The following is a 21,169-nucleotide window of genomic DNA, read 5'->3' on the forward strand; positions in this document are numbered from 1 at the left end:
ACCATGCCTCTGAATAAGATCAACCGCTGCCTGTGGGCCTGCCTGCTTTTTGCAGGCAGCGCCGCAGCGCAGCACAAAAACGATGGAGACACGCTGAAAGAGGTAACGGTTACGTCCGTTAAAATACCGCTGGTGATCAATACGTCTCACCCCGTGCAGGTGCTGGCGGGAGAGGAGCTGCAAAAACTGAACAGCCTCTCCGTGGCCGATGCGCTGCGCTTCTTCTCCGGTGTACAGCTCAAAGACTATGGCGGCATTGGCGGGCTGAAAACCATCAACGTGCGCAGCATGGGCACCCATCACACAGCCGTGTTTTACGATGGCCTGCAGCTGGGCAATGCGCAGAACGGGCAGGTAGACCTGGGCAAGTTCTCGCTGGATAATATAGACAGCCTCAGCCTTTACAGCGGCCAGCACAACAATATTTTCCAGCCGGCCCGCGGCTTTGCCTCCGCCAGCTCGCTCTATATAGAAAGCCGCCGCCCGCAGTTCCGCCAGGGGGAGCGCAGCCACGGCAAGCTGCGCGTTAAAACAGGTTCTTTCGGTTTGATCAACCCGGCCATACTGTGGCAGCAAAAGATTTCAGCACGTACAAGCGCCAGCGTTAGCGGCGAATGGACGCATGCGCACGGGCGCTACAAATACCGCTATACCAACGGCGTGTATGATACCATTGCCGTCCGCAACAATGCGGACGTACAGGCCTGGCGGCTGGAGGCCGCGCTGCAGGGCAGCTTTAAAGACAGCAGCCAATGGAGCATTAAAGCCTATGCTTACCGCTCCGCCCGCGGCCTGCCCGGCGCCATTGTGGCCAATCACTTTGAGTACAGCCAGCGCCTGCAAGACAGGGATATGTTCCTGCAGGCAACCTGGAACAAAAGTTTCTCCTCCCGCTATTCACTGGCCTTGCGTACCAGGTACACCCATCTTTTCACGCGGTATCAAGACCCGGAGTATAACAACGAAGCAGGGTTTCTTGACAACCGCTACACCCAGCAGGAGGGATACCTCTCACTGGCGCAGCGGTATCATATCCAACCCTGGTGGGAAGCCGTGCTGAGCACAGACGTGATCATCAACACGCTGGACGCCAATATCTACCGTTTTGCTTATCCCACCCGGTACACCGGTCTTGCCGCACTGGCCACCCGCATTCACTTCTCCCGTGTTGAGCTGCAGGCCAGCGCCCTGGGTACCATGGTAGATGAAACCGTGCAATTCTTCACCGGCGCCGGCAGCAAAAGGGAGCTGACGCCATCCGTGTCTGCCTCATGGCAGCCCTTCGCCGGCGAGAACTTCCGGCTGCGGGCATTCTACAAGAACATCTTCCGCATGCCCACCTTCAACGACCTGTATTACACTTTTGTAGGCAATACCAACCTGCGGCCGGAGTATACACACCAGTATAACATTGGTTTCAGTTACAGTAAAACCGCCGTTGGCCCGCTGGTATATATTGCCGTTCAGGCAGATGGCTATTACAATTCCGTGAAAGACAAGATAGTGGCCGTGCCGGCCGCCAACCTCTTCCGGTGGACGATGATGAACCTTGATCGTGTAGGCGTTCACGGTATAGATGCGAATATCCGCGCTGGCCTCCAGTTCTTTACATCTCTCTACTGGAATTTCGGCATCAACTATACCTGGCAGCAGGCGCAAGACCTTACACCCAATGGTTACAACCACGGCCACCAGATACCATACACGCCCTGGCACAGCGGCTCTCTCACCACGGGCCTTACGTATCGGGAGTGGGGCCTTCATTACAGTTTTATTTACACTGGCGAACGGTACTCGCAGAAAACCAACATTCCCGTGAATTATATAGAACCCTGGTATACCAGTGATGTATCGCTGCATTATAAATACAAGGCCTTCGGCATTTCTGCTGAAGTGAATAACCTGCTGAACCAGTATTACGATGTGGTACTCAACTTCCCCATGCCGGGAAGGAACTACCGTTTTTCGCTGCACTATAATTTTTGAGATGATGTACAGATTATTGATAGCGATATGCCTGCTGGCGGCCTGCAGAAAAGGCGTCACCATTCCACGGGTGGAAACGCAAGGCATTCCCGGCTTCCAGCGCGCGGCGCCACTGGAAGCCACTGCTGCGGGTTTGTACCTGCTGAATGAAGGTAACATGAATATGAACAAGGCATCGCTTGATTACCTCGACCTGCAAACCGGGCAATACCACCGCCGGGTGTTTACCGCCTACAACCCGGAGGTAACAAAGGGGCTGGGAGACGTGGGGAACTATATAGCTATTTACGGTTCGATGATGTACATCGTGGTGAATAACTCCAACAAGGTAGAAGTGGTAGACGCAGCTACCTGCCGCCGCATCAAACAGCTGAACGTGAACCAGTGCCGCTATGTAGACTTCTATAAAAATAAAGCCTACATCACGTCTAATGACGGATATGTGGCCGTGGTGGACACCGCGACCCTCACCATCGTGAATGAAATAAAGACCGGGCGCAACCCGGAGCAGCTGGTGGTGGCGGGCAGTAAGCTGTATGTGGCTAACTCGGGCGGCTACAGTCCGCCGAATTATGAAAAAACCATTTCTGTGATTGACCTGCATACCGGGCAGGAAATCAAACGCATAGAGGCCGGCATCAACCTGCACCGCATGGCGCTGGACGCGTACGGAGACCTGTACGTTACCTCCCGCGGGGATTATTATACCGTACCCTCACGCATATACGTAATTGACACCCGGACAGACACAGTGAAACAAACGCTGGAAATAGCGGCCAGCAACCTCTTCATTCACAAAGACCTGGCCTATATCTACAGCGTGGAATGGAGCTACCTCACCGGCGGCAATACCATCAGCTATACCTTGCTGAATGTGAAGAACGAAACGAAGCTTGACCGGAATTTTATTGCAGACGGCACGGAAAAAAACATCAGGATACCGTACGGCATAGCCGTAGACCCTGATACAGACGATGTATATGTGACCGATGCGAAAGACTATGTAACGCCCGGCACCCTGCATTGCTACGATAAAACGGGCAAACGCAAATGGTCTGTGATGACCGGCGATATACCTGCTCATTTTGTATTCCTGAAAAACAAATAAGATATGATAACACGTACCATGCAAAACAGCGTACTGGCCCTGGCTTTGGCAACTGGCCTGTATGCCTGCTCCAAAAAAGACGGGGCCGCCCCGCAGCCAGACTACTTCCGTCCGGCTACAGACACCAGCAAAAAGTTTATCTCCAAAGTATTTGACTACCTGCCTGCTCCCGGTCAGTTTGTGAACAGCGGCAGCACCGGCACCCCGGCGGGCGCGCAGGCGCTGGCGGGCGGCACTAACGCCTTGCTTTCCCTCGGCGGCTACGGCGGCTATGTGGTGTTTGGCTTTGACCATTCTATTGAGAACAAGGCCGGCTACGACCTTGGTATCTACGGCAACCCGCTGGTGAACAAAGACCAGGAATGGTCTGAACCGGGCATCGTGATGGTGATGCAAGACCTGAACGGCAATGGCCTGCCGGACGATGATGCCTGGTACGAGCTGGCCGGCAGCGAATACGCCAAAACCGGCACCGTCAAAAAATACCGCATCGTTTATTACCACCCGAAGAACCTTACGGACGATGTACTATGGAAAGACAACCAGGGCCGCACCGGCTACGTGCTCCGCAACATGTTCCACAACCAGTCTTATTACCCGGCCTGGGCCGCCAACCAGGACTCCCTGGTGTTTGAAGGCACCCTGCTGCCCAACACGCTGCAGCAGGCCTATAATCCGGATTACGGCATTGGCCTCATTACCAACAAGCCCCTGGACTGGGGCTATGCGGACAACGGCTCCGCCATCTTTTTGCAGGCACGAGAAGAAGAAGGGCGCGGCTATAACAAGTTTGACATAGACCGGGCGGTAGATAAGGACGGGAAAGCGGTCAGCCTGGCCTATATTGATTTTGTGAAGGTATACACCGGGCAGAACTGCAATGGAGACCCCGGCACTGACCCTGACGCACCCAACCGCATGTTGGGAGAAGTGTCTGCCGAAGTATCAGGCGCCAGGGATTTGCATTTGCCATAAGTTTGACGGGAATTTTAAGGGCTGCCTCCGGGCGGCCCTTTCTACATGCCCCATAATTACCTATTTTTGCAGCCGGAAGGTAAAAGCCGAAAACCCATGGTAATAGATCAGGCCACATACAATAAAAAGAAGTTCCGGAAGGAGATATTGGTTTTTGTGATAAAATTGGTAGTGTACCTGGCCGTACTGCTCTTCAACTTTTCCAGTCACGACTGGTTCGAGAAATACAAATGGCTGGGCCGCGCTACCAACGCGCTGTCTCTCTTCCTGGGCGCCAACCTGCTCATTTCCATCGGCTGGATAGTAATGATATCCTGGTACCTCAGCAAACACCGGCTGCAGCGTCTCACGCGGGATAACTTTGTGCTGGGCATCAACCGTATTTCTTCCGTGCTGAATACCGTGATGTTCCTGGTAGCACTGCTGACGCTCTTCGGCGCCAATATCAAAGACCTCTTTTTCAGTCTCAGCATTGCCGCGGCGGCCTTTGCCCTGTTGTCTAAGGAATACATTGCCAACATGATCAACGGCCTCATCATCATGTTTTCAGACCAGCTGTCACTCGGAGACCAGATCAGGGTGGGAGAGTACCGCGGCAAGGTGCTGGACATTACGCTCATTAACGTGGTGCTGCAGAACGATGACGATGATATAGTGCTGATCCCCAACTCCGTGATCTTTTCTACCATGGTGCTGAACCAGAGCAAGCAGAACATCAAGAAGCTGACCATAGAGTTTGAGCTGGACCTCAAATACCAATCCTCTCCGGACCAGCTGGAGCAGGAGCTGAAAAGCGTGCTGCGGCCCTTTGCCGGCAACATCACGGAGAACAGCTTTTCTTTGAAAATACTGGAGATCAAGAAAGACCTGGTGCACTATAAGGTGCAGTTCCTCATACCCCGGCCAGACAAGGAAACCGAGCGCCGCATCCGCCGTATGCTCATCAATACCATCCTCTCATTTTCAGGGCGTGAGATCAATGCCACCACGGAAAACGATGCCTGATCTCAACATCTTGTATTATATTACTGCCCAAAAAAAGCATGGAAGAACTGACAGCAGGCGTAGGCTCCCGTGTGCAGCACGCGCGTTACGGCCCGGGCGTTATCATTGGCGTAAAGTATGCCCAGTATGTGATCACTTTCATTAACCAGGGCGTGGTGGAAGTAGACAAAACAGACCCCCTGTTCGAAATTTTGTACGCAGAAAACGAGACGGTGGAAGTAGAAACTGTATCTGCCGTAGAAACCTCCCTCCTGAAAATACTGCGCCTCTGGGGCGGCATTACTGAAGTGGTACCCCTGGGAGAGCGCTGGGCCGGCGGCACCATGGTGCTGCAGCCCAAAGACCCTTCCCTCAAAGCCAAGGAGGTGCCCGTGGAGGTATTTTTCCATAAAATAGTGATGGTGCGCGACCGCCTGCGGGTGCTGGAGCAGCAGATCAATGCGCACAAGCTGCTGAGTGATGAGGACAAGGTGAACATGCAGCAGTACATCACCCGCATTTACGGTTCCCTTACTACGTTCAACGTATTGTTCCGCGACAAAGAGCACTGGTTTACAGGCGAAAAGGGCGGCAAGGAAGAATAGGAGTCCCCCTTCCCCGGCCCGTTAGGGAAAAAAATGTATATTTGAAAGAATCAACAAAACAGAATGAAATATGGCATTAATTGAATCGAAAAACCCTGTACTGAGTGAAAAAACATTCCAGGAAGCGTCTCGCGCGCAATACAGCGAGTCTATGACGCTGAACGGTACTGTTGGTAAAATGGCGTTCCTGCTGGCATTGGTACTGGCCTCCGCGGTGTATTCCTGGGGTGCTTTTGCCAGGGGCGAGAACGTGATGCCTTACATGATAGGCGGTGCAATTGGCGGCCTGGTGCTGGCGCTGGTTATTTCCTTCAAAAAAGAATGGGCCGCTTACCTGGCGCCTGCCTACGCCCTGGCAAAAGGTCTTTTGCTGGGCGCTGTTTCCGCTTATTACGCCAGCCGCTGGGATGGCATTGTGCTGCAGGCCGTGGGGCTTACCATTGCCACGTTCATTGGCATGCTGGTGCTGTACCGCGCCCGCATCATCCGCGCTACGGAAAGGTTCAAATCCGTGATGTTCGCCGCCGTAACCGGTATCGCTATCTTTTACCTGATCGCCTTTGTACTGGGCTTCTTTAACATCAGCATTCCCTTCCTCCATGAAGGCAGCCTGATAGGCATCGGTTTTTCCGTAGTGGTCACCGCTGTTGCCGCGTTGATGCTCATTATTGATTTTGACATGATAGAGAACGGCATTACCCAGGGCGCGCCCAAATACTTTGAATGGTACGCTTCTTTTGCCCTGCTGGTAACGCTGATATGGCTCTACCTTGAAATTCTGCGCCTGGTGTCAAAGATCAACAGCAGCCGCTGATAAATATTTACTGGATGCAATAAGATTCCCCGGTGGCCTGGCTGCCGGGGATTTTTTATGTATGGAGGAAAAGGGAGATAGTTTAAGAAGTTCAACAGGCCTTTCTGAGGGTGCTGTGTTGCCCGGTTGCCCGGACGCTGTTTCAACCCGCCTTTGGCCCCTCCGCTGCTGAAGGAGCCGTATTGCCCGGTCCCGGGGGCGTTGCCTGGCACCGGGCCGCAATCACCTTCCAGGCTTCGCTGTTCCAGCGGAAATGCATGTCTGTACGGTTCACCAGCCGGCGGTGGCGGGCGGGGGAGTAGGCGCTGCGGGTAGATACAAAAATGGTGCGGCCCTCGTTATCAGGCTCCGGCAGCTCTTTTCCAGCAGCATATTCCTCAAATACCTGCCCGTTTTTCACGTAATACACCCCGGCCGCCTGTATCTCATGCCATTTAAATTGCAGCTGCCGGAAGGGGCTGGAGTAACGGATGCCCTTTTCGTCCAGGCTGACCACGGTGCGGTTGCGTACCAGCCTGATGGCCAGGGTGCAGAACAGCAGGGCGCCAGCCAGCACCGTGAGCCAGGTGAGGCGCATGGCTATGCCAGCTGCCAGCAGGGGAAAAGATAGAATGAGGCCGGGAATGCGAAGGAATCTGCCCAGCAGCGTTTTGCTGCCACGGGTCTTGATGGTACGGGTCGTCTTAATCGTCATTGGAGAAGGCTGTTATAAAAAAATGCGGCGCAGGTGAGGGCGCCGCAATATCAGTAGGTGGTGTGTATCCGGTCAGTTTTCCAGGTCTTCGCCCCGCAGGGTGCATTCAATCTGGCGTTTCACCGGCGCGCTGAAACCGTGCAGCTCAATGTTGGGCTGCTCGTCCAGGCAAATCCGGATCTTGCCGTTCTCATGCAACAAAACGTCGTGAATCGGTTCCAGGAGGGCGAAAAGCATACGTTTTCCACTTTCTGCAATCTGGTTCATGATGGAATCTTCCAGATGAAAGAATTCCCGGTTTTTGTAAGAATAGGATACTTGTACCATTTTTTCTAGTTTTTCAATAGGACTTCTTGTACGCCATAAAAATACACATTTTTATAAATTGTCAAAAATTATTATGAATAAATTATTTGAAGACCTCTAAATACGTAGTTGAGCTTTTGTAATAATGCTGTTCCGCCCTTTACAGGCCAAACTTTGGGCCAATTCAAGCTCCCCCTTGCCACTTAACATTTTCCTTTTCGGAGATTGGCCGAATTTCCCTTATTTTACTCATGCACAATTTTTTCCGACTCCATATGCCCATGCAGCGTTTTCTGCTCCTGCTCTGTTTCATAGCCCTTTCTGCTTATTCCGCCTTAGCCCAGGACGTTCAGTGGGCCCGCAACGGGGAAGCCGTTTGGCAGGAGGGGGAGGGTGACATTACCGCTTACCGGGTAAAAGACCTCCAGCCGGCAGACAAGATCACCGCCAAGGCATTGACCCCCGCCGGCGCCAGGGAGCCGCTGGCCGTAGCAGGTTTCACCTTTTCGCCCGATGAGCAGAAAGTGCTGATATTCACCAATACCCGCAAAGTATGGCGGTACCATACCCGCGGAGATTACTGGCTGCTAAACCGCGGCACCGGCGCCCTGCGGCAGCTGGGTAAAAACCTCCCGGAAGCGTCCCTGATGTTCGCCAAACTTTCGCCAGACGGTACCAGGGCCGCCTATGTAAGCGGGCATAACCTGTACGTGGAAGACCTGGCCAGCGGCAAAACCGACCAGCTGACGCAAGACGGCTCCCGCCGCCTCATTAATGGTACGTTTGACTGGGCGTACGAAGAAGAATTTGGCTGTCGCGATGGTTTCCGCTGGAGCCCGGACGGTAAGAGCATTGCCTACTGGCAGATAGACGCCCGCAAGATCCGGGACTTCCTCATGATAGATAATACAGACTCTATCTATTCATACACCATTCCCGTAGAATACCCCAAGGCCGGGGAAAGCCCGTCAGCCTGCAGGGTGGGGGTAGTAAACCTGCAAACCCGCAAAACCACCTGGTTGCAGGTACCCGGAGACCCGCAGCAGCATTACATTCCCCGTATGGAATGGGTGCCCGGCAAGCAGGAGCTGATCCTGCAGCAGCTCAACCGGAAACAGAACACCTCCCGCCTGATGCTGGCCGAAGCCGCCGGCGGCCAGGTACGCACCATCTATACCGAACAGGATGAAGCGTGGATAGATGTTAAATCCCGCTGGGATGACGACGAGATCAAAGGCTGGGACTGGATAGAACAGGGCCGCGCTTTTGTTTGGGTGAGTGAAAAAGACGGCTGGCGGCACCTCTACCGCGTATCCGGCAACGGCAAGGATGAGAAGCTGCTCACCCCCGGCAATTATGACGTGATCCGCATTGTGCGCATAGACGAAAAGAGCGGGAAAATATACCTGCTGGCCTCCCCGGAGAACGCCACCCAGCAATACCTCTACGAAGTGCCGCTGGCCGGCGGCAAAGCCGTGCGCATCACGCCGGAAAGCCAGCCCGGCACGCACGAGTACAACATATCGCCCGCGGGCAATTACGCCCTGCACCTGTACCAGAGCCATGTGGTAAAACCCATGAACGAATTTGTGACCCTGCCCGGTCATCAGAATACCGCCACCAACGCCGTTACCATGCCCGCCATGGCCCCCAGCAGGACCACCTTCTTCCAGGTAACCACCGCAGATGGTGTAACGCTAGACGGCTGGATGGCGCGGCCGGAAAACTTTGACTCCACCAAAAAATACCCCGTGCTCTTTTACGTATACGGAGAGCCCGCCTCCTGCACCGTAACCGACACCTACGGCGCAGGCATCAACTTCCTGTATGGCAACGCCACACAAGACGGCTACATCTGCATCTCGCTGGACAACCGCGGCACGCCCGCGCCCAAAGGTCGCACCTGGCGCAAGAGCATTTACCGCAAGGTAGGCATCCTCAATGCGCATGACCAGGCCATGGCCGCCAAAGAGATTCTTAAATGGCGCTTCATTGACCCGGAAAGGGTAGCAGTATGGGGCTGGAGCGGCGGCGGCTCCATGACGCTGAACCTGATGTTCAAATACCCGGAGATCTATAAAACCGGCGTAGCCATTGCCGCCGTTACCAACCAGCTCACGTATGACAATATTTACCAGGAACGTTACATGGGCCTGCCGCAGGAAAACCGGGAAGACTTTGTCAAAGGCTCGCCGTTGACGTACGCGAAGAACCTGCAGGGGAACCTGTTGTATGTGCATGGTACCGGAGATGACAACGTGCATTACCAGAACGCGGAGATGCTGGTGAATGAGCTGATCAGGCATAAAAAGGTGTTCCAGTTTATGCCGTATCCTAACCGTACGCATAGCATCAATGAAGGGGAGGGGACGTCTGCGCATCTGGCGGCGATGTATAAGCGGTTTATTAATCAGTATTGTGAGGCGGGGGGGAAGTGATGGGGAGATGTGAAAAATCAGGTACCTATGAGCTTTAATATGGATTATAAGAAGTTGCTGAGACTGATACCATTTTTAGTCTTGCTTGTATTTGTAGTTTTTGCGTGGATGAAAATTCTAACCGTAACCCACGTGGCGCGAATTAGGCATCTCATTTCAGGGGGCTTGGTGCTTGTGAACATTGTTGTGTACTTATTTAATTTTAGAATAGGGATTTTATTGACCGGTATTACCCTGTTACTTGCTTCATTTAATTTTGCGATTATTACAGCGAACTATACAACTGTTCGATATTGGGTCGGGTTTGGTGATGCCAGATTGACATTGCCTACGATCCAACCGTGGGGGCTTCTTTTGTTTGTGCTTTTTTTAGTTTTGAATGTAAGGTATCTTTTAGCCGCTTTTGACAATCCTGATACCTCAAGTGGGAGCGTTGAGGAACGGCGTTAGCAAGGGGCGCAGCATTATGCAACTTATAATATTCTTTTGATGGAAACGCATGAACAAAAAAAGAGAAGGCTTTATGGGAAGCGATATTTTAAAGAATACAATTCCATTCTAGAAAAGCTGCAAAAAAACGGTGATCCCAAAAGAGATTTACTCTCAATTGCTGAGACGGATGACTTTATAGCTAAATCGCCTGACTTTTCTCTTTTAATTTCAAAAAAGTTGCTTTTCCCGGATAAGGAAGGATTAAAAAGTCTTATAACTGACAATGTTAAGTGCCAGGATCAGCCATTTTACTTACTTAATGCTCTGTCCAGGGATTGTGGTGCATTGAAGTTGTCCTCATTGCATGATTTTAACCTTGATTTTCACTTTTACGATGATTCATCTGGAATTATTACGTTGACAGCTGTATCTTATAAAGAAAAAATCTTGTTGGATTTTTACATTGAAAATGACGTGCAATATCTAGAAGTTGAACTATATCGTGGGGATGGCGTTTAGCGAATTACGTCAATAAGGGGAAGAAGTAGAGAGTCGAAAATCTCTATCAGGAATGATAATTCTATTCTACTAATTGCCAGGAACAAATAGAGGTTTAATAACGAAAGGATATCTCTATTTTTTAGCATGGTGTTAATGTTCACTTCTCTTATCTATATATTTTATATGAATAGATTTGAGCTTTTGGTGATTGGCATTCAGGATGAAGAGTTGCATTTTAGTTTTATAAATAACTCTTTTTTTAAAAGAAAGGATATTAAGGTCAGGAAGAACAAGTTAAAGTACAGCAGGAGGATGAGAAATTAATTTTCTCGATTGATGGACAGCAGCAAGCAATTATCGGAAGAAGGCAGTAGATGTATCTGATTGGGAGAAATTATTGGGAATCTTATCAAATTTGGAGAGATCTAATAAAAATTGATAAAGGTGGTATTTTCTGTTTTTCAAAGCAGGCATCGATATCTTCAGGCCTACACGCCGGGAAAACTCAATAAAAATAGATAGTATGATATATCCTGTCTTGGCATATAAAGAATTTAGTGATTTAAATCTATATGGTATTAAGACTGAGTGTGCGCTTAAATATACATCAAGGGAACTGCTAAAAAGAGGTGTTTTTGACGGAGTTCTTTTGATTGATTCTTCAGGCACTTTATATGAAATGAAAAATGCGAGGGAAAACGGATGGGCCAACCCTTTCTGGGGAATAAACATTTTTAGAAGGGGGCGGGGAATACTAATAGACTTTGATTTGGAATATCTGGAACATAAAACACTTGATGATGTGAAGTTGTTTGTTTTGGAAAGACTTAGTTGCCTAAGGAACAGCGTTTTGGACGGTGAATTGAGAGATGGAGTTATGAAAAGTGAAACTATCAGCCAGATTGTCAGTGTTTTTGTGTAGGACGAAGTGATATTTTCAGTATTCTAATTTATTGCGATTTATCAATGCTGTTTTTTGACTTTTTATATTATTTGATCTGCAGATTCTATTCGGGATACAAAGAAAAGGGAGCTGAAGCAACATCGGTTTCTATACTAGCAGGATTGCAAACATTGAACGTGTTCACCATTATGATCCTGATTCAGTTCCTTGACAAACGAAAAGTGCATGTTGACAAGCTCCTTCTTCTCGTTGTGTTTTTGATCTTTGAAGTTTACAACTACAGAAGATACTTGTATAAGGAAAATCATTCTTTCAAAGTAATAGAAGGTAAGTGGCTGGGAAAGCCAGAATTGGTAAGAAGTCGAAAAAGTAAGCTTCTATTTTTATATGGGATTGTCAGCATAGTTAGCAGCTTTGGATTGGCAATTTTTTTTGGGGGGTAAAAAATAGTTGTGTTTAACAAGCGCCAAAATATTGAATAATATTGCTGGTATGTCAGACACTACCCAATAAAGGTTCCGGCAAGGATGCTTTGATCTATAAAACTCTAGGTCAGAGGTGATTTTTTACTACGTAGTTAAAAGAAATATGTTGGATACTGCTATTTACAATAGATTTAGAAGCGGGGGGCTTATTGTTGCAGAATTGGGGCCATCATTACATAAACATCGAGTGTCCTTGACTTTGAAATAGGGGAGGATAAAATAGATGAATATTTCGCAGGCGAGGATATGGTTAACGAAAGAAGATATTATGCAAAAACGGAAGAGGAGCTTTTAATCTATTAGAGCAATTAGGTGTTGATCTGAAAAGATTTACTTATCCCTGGAAATGTGATTATCCGCTTTAGGTTTAGGTGTGAAGTGATGGTTGCGAATTTTTTTCATGATATTGGATTAGACCTTCAGAGCCAGGCACATTGGAAGTTGAAATGATAGGGTAGTTATTCTGCTAGATTTGTCTCTATGCAAAAGAAGATCCGTTTTATTTTTTCTGGCATTTGTTTTATGAGTGCATTGTTCACTACTTCTTGTAATGAATGGTATAATCACCCCTTGGGCAATAATTTTTCATTGTGGGATGGTGATGGAGACGAAGATAGGATTATTGTTTATTGTGAAGGACGCTGTCACGGAGGAATACAAGTGGTTCCTACCCGCGAAAGACAGGCGAATAATGGTGAATACGTAGAAGCCGCCACATCCAATAACAAATGGATAATAGTAAAGACTCTACAGATGAAAGACAGTAAAGAAAATTATTACTTTGTCGATAAATATTTTAGGATTAAAAATTTGGACTGCTTAAAAGCTAACTGTGATAGTATTCTTCAATCTTATGTTATGGGGCCATTTGACGAGAATATGTTTAAAGAAAGAAAACTAGAACTAGGGATAGACTTGGATTTCTAATAGAAGGATAGGAAGTTAAGATGCGTTTTTAGCGGTGATGCCGTGTTGCGATGGCGGAATATTCTGTCTGGACGCATATTGCGCCTAAAGATCAGGAGCAATTAAAGCTGACTTTTGGAAGTTATTCCATTCAAATATTTCGAAATAATATTCGGAATTAAACGGTCGATAAACAATGAAAGTAAATATTGATGAATTGATTAATATAACCGCACTTTTGCTTCTAGAGCTGAAAAACAGTAAGGGAAATGAAGTGGAATTGAAGAATGATTATTATTGGGATATATCGAGTGATCAAATATACGATCCTTACAACGATCCAAGTGAGATCTCATTGGGGCAATTGTCAGATGATTTAGCTGAAATCCATCGTTTGACTAAATCCGATGATGAAGCTATACCTTACGATTTAAAGCGAATAGCAGAAATCTTAAAAGCCCTAAGTATAGAAAATTCATTAGCTTTCTAACTCTTACAAATGGCGGCTTAGGAGACAAAGTAATGATTATGAGATTTTTTATTAGTATATCAATCCTCTTTTTTTACGCCGAGAAGTGTTTCTCTCAAAAAGATACGCTGATTCGTGAAGAATTCGGAATTCTTTTTCTGTCGGCGCACAACTATATGTATGATTACGATGGAACAGCGAATGAAGTAAAATTGTTGGGATTTCACGATTTCTTTTATCCGTTTGCCAGCGATGCATTGGATAAAGTGTTAAATCCAGTGCCGAACTTGCAATTGCGAAATGGTCGAAGGGTTGAGTATTTTGATCAACGGTCTTTCCTGAAACAAAAGGCGACCGAAGTCAATTGTATAGATACCAGCAGGTGCTATCTGTATGATAGTTTTTATGTGCTTCCGGTTATTATTTATTATAAGGAGTTTTCAGACTATGAACCGGTTTTGTGTGGAAAAAATAAATACTCACTTATGATGACCAAAAAACAACGTGCAATTAATTTTGAATACTTGCCAAAAGCAATTCAGGTGATTAAAATAGATATCTTAAAGTCAAAGAGTTGATTTGGCTTTCGGCTGGCGGAGATGTATTATAATCCTTTTGGTGTGACCTTGCGAAATGATGGTCAAAACCATCAACAAGCTGAACGGAATAAGTATGGGAATTTGCGGATGGTGGACGGGTAGGGGCATAGAATTGAGGAAAGTGGCTATCGTTCGAACACTAAAATTAACTATTTTATAGGTATATGGGAAGGTTATTTTCTTTACAGTTATTATTCGGGTTGTCCATTTATTTGATGGCCTGCGGTGGCGTTAAGAACTCGAACAAGAAACATGATAGTAAGCCATCCTTCAAGAGTGGCAGTATCATAATTGAATGTCCTAATTATTACTCCTACTACCTAGTAGATTTTAATAGTGAGGGGCAAGCTGCGTTAAGATTCTGTTATCAAAAAAATGATACTATTAATTATAAAGTCCAGGAAAATGACTCAATAGTAGATTTGGCTGTTTTCAAGATTTCGGAATCTGACAATAGGTACATTGATAGCGTGTTAAGATCTATTAAGCTAATGGCTGACGAGAAGCATTTTGTACATGATTCGTTTAAATGCCTATTGTTAATAGATGATAAAGTTAAAATTGAAAGCAATACACATAAGGATGATTTGCATGATATTTTACAGGTACTGATAAAATACTTTCCCGCTAGTGCTGAATTATATGATTTTTGTGGCTTTTTTGAAGTTTTCAAAGTGCGTGGTAAAAAAACAATAGTTAGATCGATAGCTAAATAGAAATGGGCAAATTTTTTTACCAAGCATTGATTTTATTATGCATTTTGCTAATGGTATGGGGAATTGCATCAATAGGAAAATTGGCAGTTATGCGTTATTTCGGTGAAGAGGTTGCAGCCGTTGTTGTATCCGTTCCCGGAACATGTGATAGATACAATTTTATTAAAGTATCTGTCGATAAGAGTATTTATGATATGACAATCAGCAAAAAAGAGTATCGGGAAGGGGCTTACAAAATCGGTCAACAGATTCAGTTATTGAGGTATAAGGATTATGGTGAATTAGTGTGGCCTGGGAGCCGGCCTGAGCTGGTAATATTACTGATTGTTGGCGTACTGGTTCTGGGATATTATACCAATAGATCACGCATTAAAAAAAGTAGAATTAAGTAGGCCATTTCGCGATGTAGTGAACCAGCATGCGGGAGCATGAAATTGTGAAGGCGCCGTTACGCAAGGATTAGTTTGCTTACGAAATTACTTCGAAATTTAGGGTAGGAACAGGTGCGGCGAACACAGACGTAGTGATTGATCTAGGTACTACCGATGTTGATTTGTTAAACGATGTCGATGTACTTGATGAAATAGCAATCTTTCGACGGATAACGGATAGAGAAAGTCTTTACAAGAATTAGAAATAGAACAAAACGAACTTCCGGACGATGCTTACACTCCCCTTGATAACGTTTAAGAGAACATACCTGTTCAGGGTTTTAACATGGTTAGTTTTAATTACGATACCCCTGATGTGTATTAGCACAGCTTTTTGGCCAGGAAAGGTGACCTTAGGGTTAATTGTTCTATTTTTCGCATCAGTTCTTCCCCTGCAATTAATTAAGGCCTATGATATTGTTGGAACCATTAGACTGACTAAGAAGGAAATTATTATTGACGATTCACAAAGGCAGTATTCATTTTCGATTTTGGATATTACAGGATTGGAGGTTTTTGCACTTGAAGTTGCCGGGGAGTTTTATGGAGGCAAATCGTTGATGATGAAACAAGGTACGAGTAACTATTTGAAATTCAAGGAAGGAGGGAAGAAAAGAGAGTATATGTTTTTACTTGAGGAGAGTTCAGTTTCCGATTTGCGTAATTTGCTGCGGGCATGGCGTGATGCTGGTGTGGTGTATATATTGCATAATAGAACTTGGCAAAGGCTGAAGAGATAGTTTTTTTAAAATTGCCGTAAAAGAGCCTCATGCATCCAGTGGGTGCTGTGTGTTTTAAGGCTATGCGGCGCATGATATTCTTAAAAGCACTGGAAGCCGAGGCCGGGGCAGAAGGTTTGGTACTGGCCGAAACCCAGGATATTGCCCTGGAACGCACCCAGGAAGAAAAGACCGCCCATGGATAGATTGAGACGCATCATCCAGGTTATCTTAATACCGGTATTAATAGCTTCGTGCTTCTTTATCATACTACGACCTAAGTCAAGGGAAAGTATAGTCAACTGTGGGCTTGGATTGATCTTGATATTATTGGTATATAGTGTTGTTTTATATATGCTGGAAATGACGGATGTCGTATCCTCCGGTTGGGCTTTCTATAGTCTAGTGTTTTTCCTTATACCGATGTTTGTTGTGCTAGCGATTCTTAAAGCAATCTTGCTTTGGAATAAAAGAAGAATGTAGGATATTATTCCCAGGCTGCTACTGAGATAGACGCATCACTATTTGTCTGCCTCTCACACAAGCAAATTAATATTTCTAGTCACATAGGCTCTTTAGGGAAAAAATCTCTAGGCGAACATTTCAAAATTTTTGCAAGCTCATTTATATGCTTAATGTTGTACTTAGAGCTTCGTTTAGGAGTTTCGATATTGGCAGTAAATCCTTCACTGTAGCCTAAGTGATGGGCAAGCTGTTCCTGAGAAATCCCCAGTTTCTTCCTTCGTTCTCTCACTGCATCAATCACATGTTTCCCGAAGGCAGCATCAGAAAATGCTTTCGGAAAATATTAGCTTTGCAGCTTTAAGATATTAAGCGCATAGCCCGAATTCTCGTTCCAGACCCGCGAAACAAGGAACACGAGAGGAAGGCTTGCCCGCGTTCGTGCGCGGACTCTTCTTGTCCGTGTTCCAATCCTCGCGGGTCTGGGCGGCAGGTTGAGTTCCGCGCCTTTTTTATGCGCCGGTTCCACTTTCTGACTTTACTCACATTGTTCATTAATCCGGCTTTCCATGAAAAAGAAGAAAAACGAACTGAAAACTTTATCGCAAACTTTTACGGAACTGGAAACCGCTTTTCGTAAGCGTGTTTGCAAAGAACTGGCCTGGCGGAAGTCAACCTTCCACAAAAAGCGGGAGTCCCCCGCGAAACTTTCCCCAGTAGAAAGGGATGCTATCAAGGGAATCGGCTGGGAGCTAGCCAATGATCTTCGTCGAAAGATCGCAAAATAGGTTGTTGAACAACATCAACGCCGAACACCTCGCCGCCGGGGTAGCCACCCGCAATGCCTGGCAGTTGAAACGCAGCCAGACCTATAAGTGAGGCCTATCGTATCTATACTAGACAATTGCATCACCGAGTCAACATAAAGGGAATACCGAAGGGTGAGCGAAGGGAAAGCGAACGCTAGGTGGACTTGATGCGGAAATGCCCTGCATTTGGTGTAGAGATGAGCTGGCGGTGCCGTTCTAAGCTAATACCGGCAAAAAAAAAGTGCAAAAATACGTTCAGCGTATCACGAGCAAGGCAAAAAGCAGCAGGAAACAGAGTTTTCAGGGCGTTTTTAGGAAGAAAAAGTGAGGTGAGGGCATGAAGGAGCGTTCAGCGGGGCTGGTGAGACGGTAAAGGGCGTAAAAACGAAAAACAAAGCACATACTATTCCCGTTGGGGATGGTGAATCACTAATCCCGGCATTACCGGCAGCTGCATGCGCGGCTGCCGCTGGGAGCTGTAAGGAACCTGTTCCTCCCGCACCACCACCGCCGCTTCCGGCTGCAGCACCGCAATGATCTGCGCCGCCATAAACTTCTGGTTGCCCATCAAATACCGGCGGCCATGTTCCTCCTGCCAGCAGGTCACCTCCAGTATCACGCAGGTGACCATGTTCCGGTCAGCCGGCACGGTCAGCAAAAACGCATCCGAAGGCTCATCCGCCTTCAGCATCACCATTTCAGACGCTGCGGCGTTGGCCTTGGTGAAGCCGCGCTCCAGGCATACGGCCACCGCCCTGATGCCCACATGCGTAGCCCTGGGGTTAGCCAGATGCTTCAGGATGGCAGGAACGGTTACCTCAATGTTGCCGTCTGCATTACGCACAGCGGACACATCCACGGGCAATACTTTTGCAAGGTCTGCATGCGTAGTGAAACAAAAACGCTCCAGCCCACGGAAGTACCGCGGTATAAAACGTTTCTGCCGGTGCAGGTCATCCTGCCGCAATACCCCCAGCAAGCTTCCGTTCAGCTTGTTGATCAGCTTATTGTCCTGCTTCACGTGCAGCAGGCCGTGCAGGGCATGGCGCACGGTAGCCCCCAGGCGGCTGGCCTTGCCGAAGTGACGGCTGCTCACCTTGCTGCGGGAGCTTTGCCGCACTTCTTCCGGCATGCTGCGCAGGTAGTACTTCTTGCCCACCCGGTACCCGATGACGTTACCCAGCTTGCCGGTGAATTTTAACAAACTTGTTTGCGTTGCCATAACATGTTTTTTCACTGAATTTAAGGCATTCAGCGGGGCCGGGCGGCAACGGGCATTCAATAGATTCTAAAAGGAGAACGATTGGCGTTAGCGGTTTTCGAAGAGCAACTAGGTTGGGATTAGATATTAACAAAAAGGAGAGCGTGCAGGGATGGAAGTTATCTAAAAATCGCAGATCGAAAGACGAAAATCGGGACTGCTCTTGTTTTGCAACAAAAAAGCCCCCGCATTTTCTATTGCCGGCAGCGGTGATGTTATACCGCAAACTATTTCTCTTTCCCGCAAATTCTCCCTTACTTTGCCGTTCAATTCTAATCTCATGACCAAAACGAGCATCATAGGCGCTATTGCGGCCGTACTTGTTATTATCAGTGCTTTTCTTCCGTGGATCAGTGTACCGGTTAACGGGCAAACGCTGGTGTTCACCGGCTTGCAGAGTGCAGGTTCCGCCTTCGGGGAGCCGGGCAAGCTGAGCATTGCGGTAGCGGTAATGGTGCTGGTGTTCTTTTTGATCCAGAAGGCCTGGTCGCCCCGCGTTAACCTCTTTACGTCTGCCTTCCTGGCGGCGTGGGCGTTCAGGAACATGCTGATCTACTCCCGTTGCGAGATGGGTATTTGTCCTGATCAGAAAATAGGGCTGTACCTTTCATTGCTGGGCGCATTGACGGCTTTTATCTGCGTGCTGGCGCACCGCCGGCAGTTTACTAGATAGCCATGCCTATGAGGTAGGAGGCCAGTATCACCAGCCCGCCGGTTACCAGGTAACGCATAGACAGGCGCATGGGGCGCTGGCCGGTAATTCTTGACTTCAGGTAAGAAAAAAGCAGCAGGGCAATGAGGCTCAGGCTGAGGCTTACGTTGGCGGCAAAGGGAAAATCTTCACTGGCCAGGTAGGGGATGAAGGCAATGGCGCCTCCCAGCAGGAAAAACAAACCGGTGGTGAGGGCGCTTTTGATGGCATGGCCCAGCCCGAAACTTTTCAGCTCTACCTGTTCTTCCTGCAGTGTTTTCTCCCATATCTGCTGGTCACGCTCCATTTCTTCTGCAATATGTTCTATGGTAGGACGGGAGATATCCAGGTTTTGCAGCTTGGCGCGTTCTTCGGGAGACATTTTACCGTCGTCATCATCCCCGCGGTTGGCGCGGAAAACGGCAATGGTCATGAGCAGGGTGCCTACGCCCAGTATGAGCAGGTGAATGATGTAAAACGAGTCTACCGCCAGGCTTTTGGCATAAAGTATTTGCGTGGTGAACAACAGCAGCAGCAGCCCGTCCGGGAAACCGATCAACAGGTCTGTTCTCCAGCCGGAGCTTCTGATGGCTTTGGTGCTTGTGCTCATGCGTATCAGTGGTTTAATGCCTCTAAACTTTTGCGGATGATCTCCACGCATTCCGTGATCTGCGCCGCGTTAATGGTAAGCGGCGGCGCAAAACGGATCTTGTCCCCATGGGTGGGTTTGGCCAGCAGGCCGTTCTCTTTTAGCGCCAGGCACAGCTCCCAGGCCGCATCTTTATGCGGGTGGTCTATTACAATGGCGTTCAGCAGGCCTTTGCCCCTGACTATTTTAATAAAAGGAGACTCAATTTTTTCAATGCCTTCCCGCAGCAGATGGCCCATTTTCACGGCGTTTTCGGCCATGCGCTCATTGCGCAGCACTTCCAGCGCGGCCATGGCCACCTTGCAGGCAAGCGGGTTGCCGCCGTAAGTGGAGCCGTGCTCGCCGGGCTGGATGGTGAGCATAATATCATTATCCGCCAGCACGGCAGATACGGGAACTGTACCGCCGGAGAGGGCTTTGCCCAGTATCAGCACATCGGGCCGCACGGCTTCATGGTCGCACGCCAGGAGGCGGCCGGTGCGGCTGAGGCCGGTCTGTATTTCATCTGCTATCATCAGTACGCCGGCGTCTGTACAGTACTGGCGCACTTTGGAGAGATACCCTTCGTCCGGCACCACTACGCCGGCTTCACCCTGAATGGGCTCCAGCATAAAGCCGGCCACATTCGGGTCTTGCAGCGCCTTTTCCAGCGCGGGCAGGTTGTTGAAGGGGATCACTTCGTAGCCCGGCATATAGGGGCCGAAGTTTTTGCGGGCCGTGGGGTCTGTACTGAAAGACACCACGTTGAGGGTGCGGCCGTGAAAGTTGTCTGTGCACACAATGATCTTTGCCTTGTTCTCCGGGATGCCCTTTACCACGTAACCCCAGCGGCGGCACAGCTTCAAGGCTGTTTCTACCGCTTCCACGCCGGTGTTCATGGGCAGTACCTTGTCATATCCGAAATAGCGGGTTATATACGCTGCATATTCCGCCAGCAGGCTGCTGTGAAACGCGCGGGAGGTAAGGGTGAGCTTGCCGGCCTGTTCTGTCAGCGCGGCCACAATAGCAGGGTGGCAGTGGCCCTGGTTCACAGCGGAATAGCCTGATAGAAAATCGTAATATCTTTTCCCGTCCACATCCCATACGTACACGCCTTCGCCGCGCTCCAGCACCACCGGCAGGGGGTGGTAGTTGTGCGCGCCATGCTGTTCTTCCAGTTCCAGGAAATGCTGCGTCTTTTCGCTGATCATATAATTCGGTACCATATCCCTCAAAGTTAGGCAAT

The 21,169-nt window shown here is 48.4% G+C and carries 24 protein-coding genes; 18 read left to right on the forward strand and 6 right to left on the reverse strand.

What is annotated here, in order from left to right; all coding sequences use genetic code 11:
• Positions 1-3: 3 nt before the first annotated feature.
• From ABDW36_RS16680 to ABDW36_RS16705, 6 genes are all read left to right on the forward strand, one after another.
• Positions 4-1,986 carry a TonB-dependent receptor gene (locus ABDW36_RS16680; RefSeq protein ID WP_343703063.1) on the forward strand — a complete coding sequence of 661 codons (1,983 nt, stop codon included), beginning with the start codon at positions 4-6 and terminating at the stop codon, positions 1,984-1,986.
• A 1-nt stretch (position 1,987) separates the two neighbouring features.
• On the forward strand, positions 1,988-3,094 hold the full coding sequence (locus ABDW36_RS16685; protein WP_343703064.1) for a YncE family protein: 1,107 nt from the start codon (positions 1,988-1,990) through the stop codon (positions 3,092-3,094).
• A gap of 3 nt (positions 3,095-3,097) precedes the next feature.
• Positions 3,098-4,069 carry a hypothetical protein gene (locus ABDW36_RS16690; RefSeq protein WP_343703065.1) on the forward strand — a complete coding sequence of 324 codons (972 nt, stop codon included), beginning with the start codon at positions 3,098-3,100 and terminating at the stop codon, positions 4,067-4,069.
• Between the two features lie 96 nt (positions 4,070-4,165).
• Complete coding sequence (locus ABDW36_RS16695) at positions 4,166-5,074, forward strand: mechanosensitive ion channel domain-containing protein (RefSeq protein WP_343703066.1); 909 nt, start codon at positions 4,166-4,168, stop codon at positions 5,072-5,074.
• Positions 5,075-5,112: 38 nt separating this feature from the next.
• On the forward strand, positions 5,113-5,658 hold the full coding sequence (locus tag ABDW36_RS16700) for a hypothetical protein (RefSeq protein ID WP_343703067.1): 546 nt from the start codon (positions 5,113-5,115) through the stop codon (positions 5,656-5,658).
• A 70-nt stretch (positions 5,659-5,728) separates the two neighbouring features.
• Positions 5,729-6,472: a Bax inhibitor-1/YccA family protein gene (locus tag ABDW36_RS16705; protein WP_343703068.1), complete on the forward strand. Its 744-nt coding sequence runs from the start codon at positions 5,729-5,731 to the stop codon at positions 6,470-6,472.
• Positions 6,473-6,614: 142 nt separating this feature from the next.
• Here ABDW36_RS16705 and ABDW36_RS16710 read toward each other — a convergent pair whose 3' ends face one another.
• Both ABDW36_RS16710 and ABDW36_RS16715 read right to left on the reverse strand, forming a co-directional pair.
• A complete protein-coding gene (locus tag ABDW36_RS16710; protein WP_343703069.1) occupies positions 6,615-7,166 on the reverse strand; it encodes a hypothetical protein in 552 nt (183 codons plus the stop codon).
• A gap of 72 nt (positions 7,167-7,238) precedes the next feature.
• The gene (locus ABDW36_RS16715) at positions 7,239-7,493 is read right to left on the reverse strand and encodes a hypothetical protein (RefSeq protein ID WP_343703070.1); all 255 of its coding nucleotides are present in this window, start codon (positions 7,491-7,493) and stop codon (positions 7,239-7,241) included.
• Between the two features lie 260 nt (positions 7,494-7,753).
• Between ABDW36_RS16715 and ABDW36_RS16720 the strand changes: the two genes are divergently transcribed.
• The 10 genes from ABDW36_RS16720 (at position 7,754) to ABDW36_RS16765 (ending at position 16,093) form a co-directional block, all read left to right on the forward strand.
• A complete protein-coding gene (locus ABDW36_RS16720) occupies positions 7,754-9,910 on the forward strand; it encodes a DPP IV N-terminal domain-containing protein (RefSeq protein ID WP_343703071.1) in 2,157 nt (718 codons plus the stop codon).
• Between the two features lie 27 nt (positions 9,911-9,937).
• A complete protein-coding gene (locus tag ABDW36_RS16725) occupies positions 9,938-10,360 on the forward strand; it encodes a hypothetical protein (RefSeq protein ID WP_343703072.1) in 423 nt (140 codons plus the stop codon).
• Between the two features lie 39 nt (positions 10,361-10,399).
• On the forward strand, positions 10,400-10,861 hold the full coding sequence (locus tag ABDW36_RS16730) for a hypothetical protein (protein ID WP_343703073.1): 462 nt from the start codon (positions 10,400-10,402) through the stop codon (positions 10,859-10,861).
• 505 nt (positions 10,862-11,366) lie between these two features.
• Positions 11,367-11,765, forward strand: coding sequence for a hypothetical protein (locus tag ABDW36_RS16735; RefSeq protein ID WP_343703074.1), 399 nt, complete (start codon positions 11,367-11,369; stop codon positions 11,763-11,765).
• A 947-nt stretch (positions 11,766-12,712) separates the two neighbouring features.
• Entirely contained in the window at positions 12,713-13,159 is a 447-nt protein-coding gene (locus ABDW36_RS16740; RefSeq protein ID WP_343703075.1) for a hypothetical protein, read from the forward strand.
• Positions 13,160-13,334: 175 nt separating this feature from the next.
• Entirely contained in the window at positions 13,335-13,628 is a 294-nt protein-coding gene (locus ABDW36_RS16745) for a hypothetical protein (protein WP_343703076.1), read from the forward strand.
• A 38-nt stretch (positions 13,629-13,666) separates the two neighbouring features.
• A complete protein-coding gene (locus ABDW36_RS16750) occupies positions 13,667-14,185 on the forward strand; it encodes a hypothetical protein (RefSeq protein ID WP_343703077.1) in 519 nt (172 codons plus the stop codon).
• 185 nt (positions 14,186-14,370) lie between these two features.
• Entirely contained in the window at positions 14,371-14,922 is a 552-nt protein-coding gene (locus ABDW36_RS16755; protein ID WP_343703078.1) for a hypothetical protein, read from the forward strand.
• A 2-nt stretch (positions 14,923-14,924) separates the two neighbouring features.
• Positions 14,925-15,314, forward strand: a complete 390-nt coding sequence (locus tag ABDW36_RS16760; protein WP_343703079.1) for a hypothetical protein — start codon at positions 14,925-14,927, stop codon at positions 15,312-15,314.
• A gap of 353 nt (positions 15,315-15,667) precedes the next feature.
• Entirely contained in the window at positions 15,668-16,093 is a 426-nt protein-coding gene (locus tag ABDW36_RS16765; protein ID WP_343703080.1) for a hypothetical protein, read from the forward strand.
• 541 nt (positions 16,094-16,634) lie between these two features.
• Here the strand turns inward: ABDW36_RS16765 and ABDW36_RS16770 are convergent.
• Positions 16,635-16,838, reverse strand: a complete 204-nt coding sequence (locus ABDW36_RS16770; RefSeq protein ID WP_343703081.1) for a helix-turn-helix domain-containing protein — start codon at positions 16,836-16,838, stop codon at positions 16,635-16,637.
• A 265-nt stretch (positions 16,839-17,103) separates the two neighbouring features.
• Between ABDW36_RS16770 and ABDW36_RS16775 the strand changes: the two genes are divergently transcribed.
• Complete coding sequence (locus ABDW36_RS16775) at positions 17,104-17,322, forward strand: hypothetical protein (protein ID WP_343703082.1); 219 nt, start codon at positions 17,104-17,106, stop codon at positions 17,320-17,322.
• Between the two features lie 424 nt (positions 17,323-17,746).
• Here ABDW36_RS16775 and ABDW36_RS16780 read toward each other — a convergent pair whose 3' ends face one another.
• Entirely contained in the window at positions 17,747-18,565 is an 819-nt protein-coding gene (locus ABDW36_RS16780; RefSeq protein ID WP_343703083.1) for a hypothetical protein, read from the reverse strand.
• A 319-nt stretch (positions 18,566-18,884) separates the two neighbouring features.
• Between ABDW36_RS16780 and ABDW36_RS16785 the strand changes: the two genes are divergently transcribed.
• Positions 18,885-19,277, forward strand: a complete 393-nt coding sequence (locus tag ABDW36_RS16785) for a hypothetical protein (RefSeq protein WP_343703084.1) — start codon at positions 18,885-18,887, stop codon at positions 19,275-19,277.
• On the opposite strand, the gene ABDW36_RS16790 is transcribed toward ABDW36_RS16785, so the two are convergent.
• On the reverse strand, positions 19,270-19,905 hold the full coding sequence (locus ABDW36_RS16790; protein WP_343703085.1) for a VIT1/CCC1 transporter family protein: 636 nt from the start codon (positions 19,903-19,905) through the stop codon (positions 19,270-19,272). The genes ABDW36_RS16785 and ABDW36_RS16790 overlap by 8 nt on opposite strands.
• 5 nt (positions 19,906-19,910) lie before the next feature.
• A complete protein-coding gene (gene rocD, locus ABDW36_RS16795) occupies positions 19,911-21,149 on the reverse strand; it encodes an ornithine--oxo-acid transaminase (protein ID WP_343703086.1) in 1,239 nt (412 codons plus the stop codon).
• Positions 21,150-21,169 lie beyond the last annotated feature (20 nt).

This window comes from Chitinophaga sp., assembly GCF_039596455.1.
Classification (GTDB): domain Bacteria; phylum Bacteroidota; class Bacteroidia; order Chitinophagales; family Chitinophagaceae; genus Chitinophaga.

What these genes read in the sequence shown, in the direction of transcription:
- ABDW36_RS16680 (WP_343703063.1), top strand. Translation starts at nt 4, where the DNA reads ATGCCTCTGAATAAGATCAACCGCTGCCTGTGGGCCTGCCTGCTTTTT.
- ABDW36_RS16685 (WP_343703064.1), top strand. Translation starts at nt 1,988, where the DNA reads ATGATGTACAGATTATTGATAGCGATATGCCTGCTGGCGGCCTGCAGA.
- ABDW36_RS16690 (WP_343703065.1), top strand. Translation starts at nt 3,098, where the DNA reads ATGATAACACGTACCATGCAAAACAGCGTACTGGCCCTGGCTTTGGCA.
- ABDW36_RS16695 (WP_343703066.1), top strand. Translation starts at nt 4,166, where the DNA reads ATGGTAATAGATCAGGCCACATACAATAAAAAGAAGTTCCGGAAGGAG.
- ABDW36_RS16700 (WP_343703067.1), top strand. Translation starts at nt 5,113, where the DNA reads ATGGAAGAACTGACAGCAGGCGTAGGCTCCCGTGTGCAGCACGCGCGT.
- ABDW36_RS16705 (WP_343703068.1), top strand. Translation starts at nt 5,729, where the DNA reads ATGGCATTAATTGAATCGAAAAACCCTGTACTGAGTGAAAAAACATTC.
- ABDW36_RS16710 (WP_343703069.1), bottom strand. Translation starts at nt 7,166, where the DNA reads ATGACGATTAAGACGACCCGTACCATCAAGACCCGTGGCAGCAAAACG.
- ABDW36_RS16715 (WP_343703070.1), bottom strand. Translation starts at nt 7,493, where the DNA reads ATGGTACAAGTATCCTATTCTTACAAAAACCGGGAATTCTTTCATCTG.
- ABDW36_RS16720 (WP_343703071.1), top strand. Translation starts at nt 7,754, where the DNA reads ATGCAGCGTTTTCTGCTCCTGCTCTGTTTCATAGCCCTTTCTGCTTAT.
- ABDW36_RS16725 (WP_343703072.1), top strand. Translation starts at nt 9,938, where the DNA reads ATGAGCTTTAATATGGATTATAAGAAGTTGCTGAGACTGATACCATTT.
- ABDW36_RS16730 (WP_343703073.1), top strand. Translation starts at nt 10,400, where the DNA reads ATGGAAACGCATGAACAAAAAAAGAGAAGGCTTTATGGGAAGCGATAT.
- ABDW36_RS16735 (WP_343703074.1), top strand. Translation starts at nt 11,367, where the DNA reads ATGATATATCCTGTCTTGGCATATAAAGAATTTAGTGATTTAAATCTA.
- ABDW36_RS16740 (WP_343703075.1), top strand. Translation starts at nt 12,713, where the DNA reads ATGCAAAAGAAGATCCGTTTTATTTTTTCTGGCATTTGTTTTATGAGT.
- ABDW36_RS16745 (WP_343703076.1), top strand. Translation starts at nt 13,335, where the DNA reads ATGAAAGTAAATATTGATGAATTGATTAATATAACCGCACTTTTGCTT.
- ABDW36_RS16750 (WP_343703077.1), top strand. Translation starts at nt 13,667, where the DNA reads ATGAGATTTTTTATTAGTATATCAATCCTCTTTTTTTACGCCGAGAAG.
- ABDW36_RS16755 (WP_343703078.1), top strand. Translation starts at nt 14,371, where the DNA reads ATGGGAAGGTTATTTTCTTTACAGTTATTATTCGGGTTGTCCATTTAT.
- ABDW36_RS16760 (WP_343703079.1), top strand. Translation starts at nt 14,925, where the DNA reads ATGGGCAAATTTTTTTACCAAGCATTGATTTTATTATGCATTTTGCTA.
- ABDW36_RS16765 (WP_343703080.1), top strand. Translation starts at nt 15,668, where the DNA reads ATGTGTATTAGCACAGCTTTTTGGCCAGGAAAGGTGACCTTAGGGTTA.
- ABDW36_RS16775 (WP_343703082.1), top strand. Translation starts at nt 17,104, where the DNA reads ATGAAAAAGAAGAAAAACGAACTGAAAACTTTATCGCAAACTTTTACG.
- ABDW36_RS16780 (WP_343703083.1), bottom strand. Translation starts at nt 18,565, where the DNA reads ATGGCAACGCAAACAAGTTTGTTAAAATTCACCGGCAAGCTGGGTAAC.
- ABDW36_RS16785 (WP_343703084.1), top strand. Translation starts at nt 18,885, where the DNA reads ATGACCAAAACGAGCATCATAGGCGCTATTGCGGCCGTACTTGTTATT.
- ABDW36_RS16790 (WP_343703085.1), bottom strand. Translation starts at nt 19,905, where the DNA reads ATGAGCACAAGCACCAAAGCCATCAGAAGCTCCGGCTGGAGAACAGAC.
- rocD (WP_343703086.1), bottom strand. Translation starts at nt 21,149, where the DNA reads ATGGTACCGAATTATATGATCAGCGAAAAGACGCAGCATTTCCTGGAA.